This is a genomic window from Tamlana crocina (genome assembly GCA_040429635.1).
In the GTDB taxonomy this organism is placed as follows: Bacteria; Bacteroidota; Bacteroidia; order Flavobacteriales; family Flavobacteriaceae; genus Flavisericum; species Flavisericum crocinum.
In genome coordinates this window covers 2,788,353-2,802,842 of the sequence record CP158972.1, presented here as the reverse complement: position 1 = coordinate 2,802,842, position 14,490 = coordinate 2,788,353, and the positions used below count along the sequence as shown (strand labels likewise).

Annotated in this window: 8 protein-coding genes; all 8 read left to right on the top strand. The window is 37.3% G+C overall.

The window, feature by feature from the left end; genetic code table 11:
• The first annotated feature begins 16 nt into the window (after nt 1-16).
• The 8 genes from ABI125_12210 (at nt 17) to ABI125_12175 (ending at nt 14,434) form a co-directional block, all read left to right on the top strand.
• Nucleotides 17-2,113, top strand: a complete 2,097-nt coding sequence (locus tag ABI125_12210) for a BNR-4 repeat-containing protein (GenBank protein ID XCF05487.1) — start codon at nt 17-19, stop codon at nt 2,111-2,113.
• A 119-nt stretch (nt 2,114-2,232) separates the two neighbouring features.
• Nucleotides 2,233-3,984, top strand: coding sequence for a DUF5060 domain-containing protein (locus ABI125_12205; GenBank protein ID XCF05486.1), 1,752 nt, complete (start codon nt 2,233-2,235; stop codon nt 3,982-3,984).
• 263 nt (nt 3,985-4,247) lie between these two features.
• Nucleotides 4,248-5,219 (top strand): Gfo/Idh/MocA family oxidoreductase, encoded by a 972-nt coding sequence (locus ABI125_12200; protein XCF05485.1) that lies wholly within the window; start codon nt 4,248-4,250, stop codon nt 5,217-5,219.
• Nucleotides 5,220-5,262: 43 nt separating this feature from the next.
• Nucleotides 5,263-6,573, top strand: a complete 1,311-nt coding sequence (locus tag ABI125_12195; protein ID XCF05484.1) for a family 43 glycosylhydrolase — start codon at nt 5,263-5,265, stop codon at nt 6,571-6,573.
• 23 nt (nt 6,574-6,596) lie between these two features.
• Nucleotides 6,597-8,858, top strand: a complete 2,262-nt coding sequence (locus ABI125_12190; protein ID XCF05483.1) for a glycoside hydrolase family 3 N-terminal domain-containing protein — start codon at nt 6,597-6,599, stop codon at nt 8,856-8,858.
• 7 nt (nt 8,859-8,865) lie between these two features.
• Nucleotides 8,866-9,993, top strand: a complete 1,128-nt coding sequence (locus ABI125_12185; protein ID XCF05482.1) for a glycoside hydrolase family 88 protein — start codon at nt 8,866-8,868, stop codon at nt 9,991-9,993.
• A gap of 68 nt (nt 9,994-10,061) precedes the next feature.
• A complete protein-coding gene (locus tag ABI125_12180; GenBank protein XCF05481.1) occupies nt 10,062-11,807 on the top strand; it encodes a sulfatase in 1,746 nt (581 codons plus the stop codon).
• Nucleotides 11,808-11,836: 29 nt separating this feature from the next.
• A complete protein-coding gene (locus ABI125_12175; GenBank protein ID XCF05480.1) occupies nt 11,837-14,434 on the top strand; it encodes a glycoside hydrolase family 2 TIM barrel-domain containing protein in 2,598 nt (865 codons plus the stop codon).
• The last annotated feature ends 56 nt before the right edge of the window (nt 14,435-14,490 follow it).

The following is a 14,490-nucleotide window of genomic DNA, read 5'->3' as shown; positions in this document are numbered from 1 at the left end:
AAATAAAATTAGAAAAATGAAAAAGAGTTACTTTGTATTGTTTTTGTTATTAGTGTTTTGTTCTTTAGTTGAAGCTCAAAAGGAATTAGTTGCCACATTAGACAGTTCAACTAGAGTGTCTGGTGATGGTGAAGGCGGTTTGTATTTTGCAGGAACTAGGAATGTAAACTATAGGTTTTCTCCAAGAATAACACCACATGGCGATTGTGTAGATGTTGTTAACGGTTATGCCTTTGTTACTTGGTACAAAGGAGGTATGGATGCACGAAATTTAATGTTGTCAAGAAAGAATTTGAATGTACCAAATTCCAATTGGGTTACTATTGAATTTCCGCACCAACATGTAGGACAAGGCGGTGAACTTCTAAATGGTACAGGTATACGTGGCGATTCTCATAATACAGCTGCTATTGGCGTAAGTACAATTGATAATACCATTCATATATTATATGACATGCATGCGTATAGGTCATCTTCATTGCCCAATCATTTCTTTAATTATTCAGTTTCAAAATCAAACATGGCTTTTGTACCTGATAATGAGTTTACTTTGGATATTTTTAATCCTAAGCGAAATTATTTAAAATCCGGAGAGGACTATGAGCGTATGACTTACCCGATGATCCACAGAGCTGATAATGGAAGTTTAATTGCGAGATACAGGCAAGGTGGTTCAGGTAATGGCGATATACTTTTAGCACATTATGATGGTAGTGTGTGGAGTGATAATTGGTTATTTCATGAAGGTACGCTTGCGTTACCTAATAGAAACAATATGTATGGTGGTGAGCGCTTTTTAAACGGCAAATTTTATTCTGGTTTTTCTATACGATACTCCACTAATAGTGATACAAATACTAGTAATGGGTATATGTTAAATAGCGGATTATATTATGCATACACCAACGGAATTCCTGCAAACGCATCTACACCTTGGTTTGATGTAAATGATACTTCTATTGCTTTACCAATCAGAAATAATATTAATCCTAATTCAGATCCGGTTCAAATAGCACAACCAGGAGATGATTATGGGACAGTTTCATTGCCTCGTTCGTCTTCCGATCCAGCGTGGACAGTTACTGAAAATGGTGCGATTCATTTTGTGCAACGTGTTGATAATAGAAATGTACACTATTACAAGTTGGCTACTGATATTAATTTTTCTAGCAATGTAGATGGGCTCATCCCAAATCCACAAGTTCGTGGGGAAATTTATAGCTATAAAAATCATGTGTTTATGGTAGAGCTTATAGCAGGAAAGGTCAATATAAAAACAACATTAGAAGGTGCAAGTGATTGGGAAATAGTATATACTGGAACAGAGTCTTTAAATTTCGCTCATTTTGATGCTTTCGTTACTGGTAATAAACTATATGTTTATCTCATGGAAGATACAGGGAACAATACACCAGGAGTTGGAGATAAGCGCCCATTGTATTTTCAGGAATTTACATTATCAGAAACTAATGCCCCAGTTTTAATAGCATTAGAAGCTGAAGATTATACAACAGCTAGTACTGACATAAATATAGGGTCGAGTACTTCGGCATCAGGAGGAGAATATATAGACGCTTTTGCTTCAAATCAGTTTATAGAACATAAATTTCAAGTTGCCACTGCTGGTACTTATGATTTTATTCTTTTTGCAGCAAATAGAAATAGAGATGATTCCATCATGGATATTGAAATAAACGGAACTTTATACGACGATGTTTTAATTACAAGGACCTTTGACTGGAATATATATTTAGAGACAAGAATTCCAAATATTACTTTAAATCAAGGTGAAAACACAGTAAGGCTTACGCAACGAAGATCATTATCAAGCGAACCTGATAAAATTGAGTTTGAGTTGAAGACAGCTTTAAGTGCAAACGACTTTAATATCCCAAAAGTATTGGTTTATCCTAATCCTAGCAAAGGTGTTTTCAACGTTAAATCTAATAGTCAAAACTTTAAGTATAACTTATTTAATATTCAAGGTCAAGTTATTCAAAGTGGAAGTGTTTCTGAAAACAAAGTAGACTTTTCAAACCAAACTCAAGGGATTTATTTTTTAGAATTATCCAACGAAAATAGTAAGCTAGTTAAAAAAATAGTTGTTGATTAAGTCAATATAAAATGAATAAACTTCTTAATTTTCTATTCTTCTTTCTCCTAATTCTCAGTTCTTGTCAACAACAAAAGGTTGCTAAAATTGATGGTCAATTAAAAAAGTGGCACAGAATTGTGCTTAATTTTAAAGGTCCGGAAACTAGTGAAATGGATGCTAACAATCCATTTTTGAACTATCGCTTGGATGTAACGTTCAAAAATGGTGAAAACACATTTGTTATCCCAGGGTTTTATGCTGCCGATGGCAATGCTGCCAATACAAGTGCAGATAAAGGAGATATTTGGCAGGTCCGTTTTACGCCCAATGCTATTGGGGAATGGACCTATAACGTTTCTTTTAAGGAAGGAGAAAATGTTGCCATTGCAGAAGATGTGTCCAATGCCTCAAATGCCGGTTTTGTGGATGGGCAAACGGGTAGTTTTACCATTACAGAATCTGATAAAACGGGTGTTGACAATAGGGCTAAAGGAAAGTTGCAGTATGTTGGTGAATCATATCTCAAGTTTGCGGACAGCCAAAAATATTTTATAAAATTGGGAGTGGATGCTCCCGAGAATTTACTCGCCTATACTGATTTTGATGTGTCTACCAATGCACTCGGTTTTCAAAAAGCATGGGAGCCACATGCTAAAGATTTTGATGATATTGCCGCTCCATACCTATGGCAAGAAACCAAAGGAAAGAACCTTATGGGAGCTATCAACTATTTGGCAAGTGAGGAATTAAATGTATTTTCTTTTTTAACCTTTAATGTTGATGGAGACGACCGAAATATTTTCCCTCATTTATTAAAAGTCCCGATTGAAGATTACGAAACTTACGCCAGTGTAAAGAAAAATAAAGAAGCGTGGGAAAGCATGTTCCACAAAACACGGTTTGATGTTTCTAAACTAGACCAATGGGAGCGCATATTTGAATATGCTGAAACCAAAGGCATGTTTTTACATTTTAAAACCCACGAAACTGAAACCGACCATTTAATGGATAAGGGCGTTTTTGGTACAGAAGGTAAATTGTATTACCGCGAGCTTATTGCACGTTTTGGGCACCATTTGTCATTGAACTGGAATTTAGGAGAAGAAAATAATCAACCTACTGAGGAAGTCCTAAAAGTAGCGGACTACGTTTCAAAATTAGATGCTTATAAGAGTCATTTGGTTTTGCATACCTTCCCAAATAAGGACGATAGGTACTACGATTTTATTGGAGACAAATCACCCTTAACGGGAGCGTCTTTGCAACTTAGTCATCCAGATTTTAATGATGTTCATGGAAGGGTTTTAAAATGGAGGGAAAAATCGGACGCCACAGGTAAAAAGTGGGCTTTGGCCGTTGATGAACCGGGAAAAGCAAATATTGCATTATTACCCGACGATGAAGATCCAGAACATAATTATGCCAGAGGAAGGGTTATGTACGGTACGCTGATGGCAGGTGGTTATGGGGTTGAATGGTATTTTGGCTATGCCAGTCCTAATTCCGATTTAACATGTCAGGATTTTAGAAGTCGCGACTTGTTTTGGGATCAAAACAGATATGCTTTGCATTTTTTCAATAATTATATCCCGTTTTGGAAAATGGAACCGAGTGATGATTTAGTAATTTCCGAAGAAATATCATATTGTTTAGCCAAGGAAGGGGAGGTTTATGCTATTTATACAGAAGCGAATGCAGGTGAAATAAACCTAGATTTAGGAGCCTCTACTAACTCATATAAAATAAAATGGTTTGACCCAAGGAAGGGCGGTGATTTGCAAGAAGGCAGGATTTCTTCGGTCAAGGGCCCGGGAATAGTTGAATTAGGAGAGCCACCGTCAGAAATTGATAAAGATTGGATGGTTTTAGTGAGTACGGATTCCATTTGAGCTAATTGGGTCAAAATGGTTTGTTCGTTCAATGTAAAGTGATTTTTTCTTTTTCGCTAGCAATTACCGCACAGTACAGGACAGGTCTACAGATTTCAAATTTTATCTTTAACATTATTTTTAAAAATTGAATTTAGGACCTCTGCCCTCGGGCATAAGTAGAGGTTTTAGTCAATGAATTTATCAATTTACATTATTTAAAATCAGACAAAACATCATCTCAAGTGCAAAATGCTACTTTAAGCGAGATAACTTGTAATTATATGACTATAAGAAATATCAATTGGGGGATTATAGGTTGTGGCGATGTTGCGGAAATTAAAAGTGGTCCTGCTTTTCAAAAGGTACAGAACTCGTCTTTAATAAGTGTCATGCGTCGAAATGAGGAAAAAGTAAAGGATTTTGCCGCGCGGCATCATGTACCAAATTATACTACGAGTGCTTCAGAGTTAATTAACGATAAAAAGGTGAATGCTGTGTATATAGCAACTCCGCCTTCTTCACACTTAAACTATACAAAACAAGCCATTCAAGCCGGTAAAAATGTGTACTTAGAAAAGCCCATGGTACTAAATAGTAAGGAGGCCGATGAGCTTTTAGGAATAGTGAACCAAAGCAATGTAAAGGTTACCGTAGCGCATTATCGTAGAAATTTACCTTTGTTTATCAAGGTTAAGGAATTGTTAGAAGCCAATGCAATTGGTAAAGTATCTTCGGCAGAAATTGATATTGCACAATCTCAAAACGCCAATTTAATAGCCAAAACCGATGAAAATTGGCGGATAAATCCTGAAGTTTCGGGTGGTGGTTATTTTCATGATATAGCACCACACCAAATAGATTTAATGTATCATTATTTTGGTGAAGTTGCCAAAATAAACAAAGGGTATATTGATAATAATATCTCAACAGGTGATGTTGTTAGGGGTGAATTGGCATTTAAAAATGGTGTTCATTTTAAAGGTAGTTGGGATTTCGCTGCTTCTAAAGACAGGGATAGATGTATTATTACTGGAGAAAAAGGCACTATTTCGTTTTCTTTTTACAGTGATGAAATTAGTGTTGAAACTAGTGATAAAACGGAAACTTTTAAGTTCGAAAGTCCTAAACACGTGCAGCAACCTATGATAGAGAAGGTGGTTGGCTACTTTTTAGGAGAAAACGAAAATCCATGCTCCGTAGAAGAGGCCGCAGTAGTTACAAAAATTATGGATACCTTTTGTGGAATTGAATAATTTGAAAAGAAATATTAAAATATCAAACGGAATTGTAGGAGTAATGCTATTAGTTATTACAACTGCATTTACTCAAAATCCTATTGTACCGAACGTAGGGTTAAACGATCCTCATATTCATATATTCAACGATACTGCTTACGTTTATGCTTCGCATGATAAATCTATAGACAATGATAAATTTATTATGGAAGATTGGTGGGTGTGGTCCTCGCCTGATTTGGTTAACTGGACCAAACGCAGTGTTTTAAGACCCAAAGACACCTATATTGGAAAAGAATTTTCAAGATGTTGGGCTACCGATGCGGCCTATAGAAATGGGAACTATTATTTTTATTTTTCCGAAGGTAACGAACAAACAGGGGTGGTAGTTGGAGAAACACCAGTAGGCCCTTGGAAGGATGTTTTAGGTAAACCACTATTGTCCTCAGATTTAACACCTACACATGAATACGATATGGCCATTTTTGAAGACAATGGTGAACATTATATCATATTTGGTGTATGGGATTATTATATAGCTAAACTAAATGAGGATATGATAAGTTTAGCAGAATCACCAAAGAAAATTGAAATAAATAACCCACGAGGGCCCTATAATCCCTATGGAGACAACAAAAAAATGCCAACAGACGATAAGCCTTTTGTACATAAATATAACGGCAAGTATTATTTATCATGGGGTTGTTTTTATGCTATGGCTGATAATCTTTATGGACCGTATGATTATAAAGATTCTGTGATAAAGGAATCTAGTTTTGCAGAAGGTTTTGAGGCGCCCACATGGCCTAACGGGTTTTTACAAGGGCGTCATGGGTCTTTCTTTGAATGGCATAACCAATGGTATTATATTTATTGTGATGTTAGTCAAACAGGAAATCGTTATTTTAGGGATAGTTTTATAAGTTATATTCATTATAAGGACGATGGCGAAATGGCGGCCATAAGAGTTGATGGTATTGGAGTAGGTAATTATGATGCCGATATGAGTATTGAGGCAGAGGATTATTTTAAAGCCGAAGACATCAAAAAAGTTGAAAACACGTTAGGAGGATTTTCTATTCAACCATTAAAAGATAACAGTTATGTGATTTACCCTAATGTGAAAGGGTTGGATGATAAAACAGTGTTGGAGTTAGAAGTTTTATCAAGCGAGGCTAGTATAATTGAATTAAGAGAATCCAATGCAGATGGTAAATTATTAGCAATCCTAGAAATACCTAAAAATGATATTTATACCTTTCAAAAAAGACAATTTGATATAAAAAATTTAAACGATGTAAACTCAATTTGCTTTGTGTTTAAAAATAATCATCAAACCTTAGCAATAAATCGATTTACATTCAATAACTAAAACTATACAAACATTACAAACTAATGAGAAAATTACTTTTTTTAGCGTTATTGGCAGTTTTTGTTTCATGTGAAAAGGGAGACTCAAATTCCAAAGATTACAAAGATGCTTCGTTGTCAATAGAGGAACGTGTAGAAGCACTATTACCAAAGTTGTCCATTGAAGAGAAGGTGGCACAAATGCGAATTTTTCATGCCAATATTGGTACAAAACCTGATGCTAATGGCAACTTAAAATTGTCAAAAAAAGTTATAGAAAAATTAAAGTTGGGCATTGCAGGAATTAAAAACCCCGGTGAGCATATTGATGCCGTTGCCGCCGCAAAAATGAACAACGAACTTCAAAAATACATCATTGAAAATAACCGTTGGGGTATTCCAGCGTTATTCGTAACAGAGTCATACAACGGTGTTGATGCAGAGGGATGTACTCGATTTGGACGCCCAATGACATCTGCAGCATCTTTTAACCCAGAATTGGTGCAGCGCCAATGGGATGTTGTGGGTAGAGAAGCAAGACTACGAGGGATGCACATGTGCCATTCACCCGAAGCAGATTTAGTGCGCGACCCTCGTTTTGGTCGTATGAGTGAGGCCTTTGGTGAAGACACATATTTAACCACGCAAATGGTAAAAAACGCTGTTATTGGTGTACAAGGTAATTACGAAGGCTTAGGTAATGGTACCCATATTGGTGCAGTAACTAAACATTTTGCAGCTTACGGACAAGTGTTAGGTGGCTCTAACTTTGCAGCTATTGAAATTTCTCCTAGAACATTAATTGATGAAATATATCCGCCCTTTGAAGCTGCGGTTAAGGAAGCTAAAACTTTAGGTATAATGGCATCACATGGTGATATAAATGGCGTGGCGTCTCATGGTAATCCAGAGTTGCTTACAGGTGTTTTAAGAGACCAATGGGGATTTGAAGGTTATGTAGTTTCAGACTCAAATGATATAGCCCGTTTATTTTATTTTATGAATGTTGCCGAATCTCCAGAAGCTGCTGCACAAATGGGACTAGAGGCTGGAATTGATATCGATTTATATGCAGAAGATTCTTATGCCTATCTTCCTGAAATGGTAAAGAAAAATCCAGAACTTGAAAAACTAATTGACAGATCTGTAAGACGTGTTTTAAGAACAAAATTCATTTTAGGGCTTTTTGATAATCCTTACATTAATATCGAAGATGTAGAGAAAGGAAACAGAGCAGAATCGTCTTTAGAATTAGCAAAAGAATCAGATTTAGAGTCTATTATTCTTCTAAAAAATGAAGCTAAAACGTTGCCACTTGATGCTAAAAAACCTACTAAAATTGCGCTTTTAGGTCCTCTTGTTACAGAAAATACCAAAGCTATGTTTGAATCTGTGGCAGACGACAATATTAAATTTGTTGCAGAAAAAGGGTTTCATTTAACAGATGAAAAAGGTGGTGAACCAAAACTGTTGCCAAGAGATGGAAAAGCCTTAGATAAATTGGTATCCATTGCTAGAAGTTCTGATGTTATTGTTTTATTTATGGGAGGGGATGAGTTTACCTCAAAAGAAGCGTTCTTTACGCATGCCTTAGGTGATAGAGCCACCATAGATCCGGTAGGACCACAAGACGAATTGATTGAGCGTGTAAAGGCCTTGGGTAAACCAGTTATTGTGGTATTAAAGCATAGAAGAACACTTTCTATTAATGCCATTGCGGAGCATGCTGATGCTATTCTGGATACTTGGGATTTAAGCGAGTTTGGGGACGAATCTACTGCAAGAATTATTTTCGGCGAGGTGTCTCCATCAGGTAAATCGCCTGTAACCATCCCAAGGTCTATTGGGCAAATACCGTTTCATTATAGTATGAAGGAAATCAATTATAAGAAAGAATACTTATTTCTTGGTAAAGGACCATTGTATCCGTTTGGCCATGGTTTAAGCTATGGTGATTTTGAATATTCAGATATTTCAATTTCTAACGGAGAAATTACACCAGATACTGAACTTGAGGTAAGTGTTAAGGTTACCAACAACGGAAGTATGAAAGCCAAGGAAGTGATTCAAATGTATATTAAAGACGAAATAGGGTCTGTTACAAGACCTGATAAAGAGCTCAAAGGATTCCAAAAGATAGAATTTAATGCAGGAGAAAGTAAAACGGTTTCATTCAAAATAACGCCTAAAATGCTCGAGTTCACTCGTCTAGACATGCAAAAGGGACTAGAAGCTGGAGATTACACCGTGATGCTTGGCACCTCTTCAAAAGATTATTTAGAAACTAAATTTAAACTTGTAAAATAAAAACATCATGAGTAAATCCATTGTAACACTAATAGCGGTTATGCTACTGTTCAACTGTTCCACTGCACAAAAAGTAGCAGAAGTACAGTCTATAAATAAGGAGGAGGTAAAGACCTCAATGATTAAGGCTCTGGAATGGCAAGAAGCTCACCCTATTTTTGCCCTAGCACCAACAGATTGGACGGCAGGAGCTTATTACGTAGGGGTTGCAAGAGCCCACAAGACCACCAAAGATATGATGTACATGGCGGCTCTAAAAAATCAAGCCTATTGGAACAATTGGCAAACCTATACGCGTCTGCACCATGCTGATGATGTGGCTATTTCATATAGTTATATATATATTGATAGGAATGAAAATAGGAAAAATTTTGTAGACTTAGAGCCTACGAAAAAGTTCTTAGATGCGCATTTGTACGAAGACGATAATTGGAAAGCAGGAACTGATAAAAGTGAATACGGCAGAACCATTCTTTGGTGGTGGTGCGATGCTCTTTTTATGGTGCCTCCTGTACTTAATTTATATGCCAAACATACCAATCAGCCCAAATATCTGGATGAGATGCATAAATTCTACATGCAAACTTACAATCAATTATACGATGAGGAAGAGCAGTTGTTTGCTAGAGATATGCGTTTTGTTTGGGAGGGTAATGACAACCCTACTAAAGAGCCTAATGGTAAAAAAGTATTTTGGTCTAGAGGAAATGGATGGGTAATTGCAGGTTTAGCTTTAATATTAGATGACATGCCAGCGGATTATGAGCACCGTCCATTTTACGAAAAACTATACAAGGAAATTGCCGAAAAAATATTAAAAATTCAGCCAGAGGATGGGTTGTGGCGTACAAGCTTATTGTGCCCAGAAACTTACGATCACGGCGAGGTAAGTGGTAGTGGTTTCCACACTTTTGCATTGACGTGGGGCATCAACAATGGTTTGGTAGATAAAAAACATACGCCGGCAGTTAAAAAAGCATGGAATGCCATAGCAAAATGCCAGCATGAAGATGGTCGCGTAGGTTGGGTACAAAACATTGGAGCTTTCCCAGAGCCGGCATCTGCAGATAGTTGGCAGAATTTTGGCACCGGGGCCTTTTTATTAGCGGGTAGCGAAATCTTAAAATTAGACTAAACCCAAAAATAACACTCAAAAAAGGATATTAATTTAATTACTATCCTTTTTTCTTTTCAATTCATATTATGAAACTTGTTCAAGCCTTTTTATTTGCATTTGTCTGTTTGGTGGGATGTCATTCAAAAGATAAATCACAAACAACGGTCAGTGAGGAGGCCACCTTAAGCCTTCCTGATAGACCAAATATTTTGTGGTTGGTAACCGAAGATATGGGACCGTACATACCGTCGTTTGGAGATTCTACTGTAGTAACACCAAATTTAAGTAAACTAGCTAGTGAAGGCGTTATTTATCCCAATTTATATTCCACCTCAGGGGTTTGTGCACCAAGTAGGGCCGCCATTGCAACGGGGATGTACCCATCAAGTATTGGTGCCAATCACATGCGCACAGACTCTTACACCGAGGTAACAGGCTTGCCAAAATACGAAGCTGTAACGCCTCCCGAAGTAAAAATGTTGAGTGAATGGTTACGCATACAAGGCTATTATTGCACCAACAATTATAAAACGGATTATCAGTTTAAAGAGCCCGTTACGGCCTGGGATGAAAGCAGTCCTTATGCACACTGGCGCAATAGAGAAGATAATCAACCATTTTTTGCCGTGTTTAATTTTACCGAAACCCACGAGTCTGGCTTATTTGAACCTTATGGCTTTAGGCAAATAGAAACCAGACATTACCATTCTGGGGATAGAAGTTACAGTTGGAAGAATAAAGGGGCGAATCACGCCAAAAATCGTACAGATGAAGATGCAACAAAACAGCATTTACCAAAAGATACCGAATTTACAATACCGCCATATCTTCCCGATACTGATTTAGTAAAGCGGGATATGTGGAAGCTTTATAATAATGTAGCTGAAATGGATAGCCAAGTAGGTGCCATACTCAAACAGTTGGAGGAAGATGGATTGCTGGAAAATACAATTATCTGCTTCTATGGAGATCACGGAGGGCCGTTGCCCCGGGAAAAACGTTTAATTTATGATTCTGGTTTAAATACCCCAATGATTATTCGGTTTCCAAATAAGTTAAAGGCGGGTACAAAAGATGAGCAACTAATAAGTTTTGTAGATTTTGCACCTACCTTATTGTCCATAATAGGAGAAGCTCCCAAACCATACATGCAAGGTCAAGCCTTTTTAGGAAAACATAAAGCCGAAGAACGTCAATACATTCACGCCGCCGCCGACAGGTTTGATGGCTTTACCGATGCAATACGAGCAGTAAGAGATAGTAGATTCAAATACATCCGTAATTACAGACCTGAACAAGGGTATTATTTGCCTGTGGAGTATCGCGAAAAAATACCAACCATGCAGGAGTTATTAAGACTAAAGGCAGAAGGTAAATTAAACGATATCCAGATGCAGTGGTTTAGGGAGCAAAAACCCAAAGTAGAATTATTTGACTGTGCAGTTGATCCCTACGAACTGAACAATCTGGCAGACCAACCAGAATATCAGGAAAAGTTGGACGAACTCAGTGCTGAAATGGATCGATGGATGAGTGAAATTGGGGACGAACCAAATCTTGACGAGGCTAAATTAGTTGAAAAACTATGGTCTGGTAAAGACACCAAGCCCGTAACATCTCACCCCATTATTACAGCTAAAGATGGTTTGGTGCAAGTAACTTGTGAAACCGAAGGTGCTTCCATTGGCTATAAAATAATGGGTCAGGACGGCAACACACCACAATCGTGGGAAGTCTATCAGGAGCCGGTTCAACTGCCCAAAGGAACTAAATTACTGGTTCAAACGCATCGTATCGGTTTTGAACCAAGCGATGTTGTTGAGTTTAACTAAGATAATATTTAAGAAATAGACTAAACTAAATGAAAAAACTACTATCACTACTATTATTGCTATCTTCTTTGTGGAATTATGCGCAACAAATACGGCACATAGAAACCATAAATGAAGCTTGGCATTTTTATAAAGGAAGTTTAGAGCAACCTTTTGATAATGATGAGACTATTGTTTGGGAAAATGTAACGATTCCACATTCATGGAATACGGAAGATATTTTAGATGATGAAGATGGCTATTATCGTGGGGAGGGCTGGTATAAAAAGACTTTAAATATTCCAGAGATTTACGAGAATCAGCAGGTATTTTTATTATTTGAAGCGGCCAATCAAGTAACCTCTCTTTACGTAAATGGCAAAGCCGTAGGTGAAGATCATATCGGTGGCTATACCACATTTGCAAGAGATATTACCGCTTCGTTACAACCGGGTAAAAATGAAATCACTGTAAAAGTAGATAATGCCCATAACGACGAAATTATTCCACAATCGGCTGACTTTTCGTTTTATGGAGGCATATATCGCGATGTACATTTAATTATTACAAAACCTGTACACTTTGAAGTGGCCAATTTAGGAGCGAACCCCATTTTTATAAGAACACCAGAGGTTTCGGAAGCCTCGGCAAAAGTTTCGGTACAGTCTAAGTTGGTACGACCGAAAAAAGGAACCTATTACGTGAAGCAGTCTTTGTATGATGCTAGTAATAATTTAGTAAATCAGGTAAAAACTAAATCTTCTTTCGGAAAAGATGTATCCAGCGAATTTTCAATTTCAAATCCGAATTTATGGTCGCCAGAAAGCCCGTATCTGTACAAGCTGGTTTCAGAAATTGTAGATAAAAAAGGTGAGGTTTACGATAGAATTGAAAATCCAGTGGGCTTTAGATGGTTTAGTTTTGATGCTAATAAGGGCTTTTTTATTAACGGCAAACAAACCAAATTAATAGGGACATGTCGTCATCAGGATTTTTTGGGAAAGGCCAATGCGGTAAGTGATGAAATTCACCGTAACGATATGAAATTGCTTAAAGATATGGGATCCAATTTTTTACGCATTGCCCATTACCCACAAGACCCCGCTATTTTAGAAATGTGCAATAAAATGGGTTTTGTGGCAACACTAGAAATCCCTTTTGTGGATAAGGCGGCGGCCAATGAATCCGGAAAACAGAACAGTATTAAAATGCTTAGAGAGGCTATTCGTTTTAATTATAATAACCCATCTATTGTAGCTTGGAATTTAGGAAACGAAACTACGATGCAAGCCCCGGATAAGTTAGGGGAAGATTACACAAAACATTTTATAGAGACGCATAAAGCTTTAGCTAAAACGATAAAAGAAGAAGATGAAACACGCTATTCATACACCGTGTTCTTCAGGGAACCGGCGTATCAGGATAAACTAGGTATTCGGGTAACCGAACTGGTGGGCTATAATAAATACTATGGTTGGTATAGGGATGAACTGGAGCAAATAGATGAAATCTTACGCGATTTAGTGAAACGAACACTGGCCTTTAATCCTGATAAACCCTTAATTTTAAGTGAATACGGGGGAGGTGCGGACCCAAGATTAAGAACCTACAACCCCACCCGATTTGATTTTAGTGTAGAGTACCAATTTTTGTTACATAAAGCTTATATGAAGGCTATTTTGGATATACCCGAAATTGTTGGGGCGAATGTCTGGAATTACGCCGATTTTCAGGTAGAACACAGAATAGATGCTGTGCCCCATATTAATAATAAAGGTATTGTATCGGCCTCGAGGGAAAAGAAAGACGCCTATTATTTATATCAAGCGCTTTTAAAGAAAACACCCTTTTTAGCTATTGCCTCAAAGGGATGGAATAAGCGCTCCGGTGTTGAAGATAATGAAGGGGCTAATGTAGCCACCCAACCCATAACTGTGGTTGGAAATGGAGCGGAGGTCGAATTATTTATCAACGGCACTTCTCTAGGAAAACAAACATTTGATTTTGCCACGGTAACGTTTAATGTGCCTTTTACACATGGGCAAAATTTAATTGAAGTGGTCTCAGAAAAAGATGGAAAAACGCTTAAGGACTTTGCTATTGTTGATTTTACCCTTCAGCCTAAAAATTTGAAAAGTGAAACCAATCCATTCCAAGAAATAGCCATTAATGTGGGTTCATATTGCTATTTTATTGAAACCGATAATGTAGATTATTTATGGATGCCCGATAAACCTTATGAAGAGGGTGGATTTGGGTATGTTGGGGGCGATTTTTTAAGGTTCAAAAGTAAACGAAGGAATAATATTGGTACCAATGTGAGTGTTAAGGGCACTGAGAACGACCCGATTTATCAAACCCAACGTATCGGTATTGAAGCCTATAAATTTGACGTGCCTGACGGAACGTATGAGTTGTCCCTACTGTTAGCTGAACTCAAATCTAAAGGTGAAAATGTGATGACTATCGCTGTAAATGGAAAACCAATTTGGAAGGATTTGAATGTGAAAGAACAGTTTGGGGACGATCGGAGTGTTTCTAAACGTTTTTTAATTACTGTTGAGGACGATAAGGGTTTAACTGTTGACTTTAAGGCCGAAAAAGGGGAAACCCGATTGAGTGGAATAAAGCTGAGAAAGGTAAATTAATTTGGAGACTAAAACTTCTAGATTTCCAATAGATTTAAACCTTGTCGATCATTTAA

What these genes read in the sequence shown, in the direction of transcription:
- ABI125_12175 (XCF05480.1), top strand. Translation starts at nt 11,837, where the DNA reads ATGAAAAAACTACTATCACTACTATTATTGCTATCTTCTTTGTGGAAT.
- ABI125_12185 (XCF05482.1), top strand. Translation starts at nt 8,866, where the DNA reads ATGAGTAAATCCATTGTAACACTAATAGCGGTTATGCTACTGTTCAAC.
- ABI125_12200 (XCF05485.1), top strand. Translation starts at nt 4,248, where the DNA reads ATGACTATAAGAAATATCAATTGGGGGATTATAGGTTGTGGCGATGTT.
- ABI125_12195 (XCF05484.1), top strand. Translation starts at nt 5,263, where the DNA reads ATGCTATTAGTTATTACAACTGCATTTACTCAAAATCCTATTGTACCG.
- ABI125_12180 (XCF05481.1), top strand. Translation starts at nt 10,062, where the DNA reads ATGAAACTTGTTCAAGCCTTTTTATTTGCATTTGTCTGTTTGGTGGGA.
- ABI125_12210 (XCF05487.1), top strand. Translation starts at nt 17, where the DNA reads ATGAAAAAGAGTTACTTTGTATTGTTTTTGTTATTAGTGTTTTGTTCT.
- ABI125_12190 (XCF05483.1), top strand. Translation starts at nt 6,597, where the DNA reads ATGAGAAAATTACTTTTTTTAGCGTTATTGGCAGTTTTTGTTTCATGT.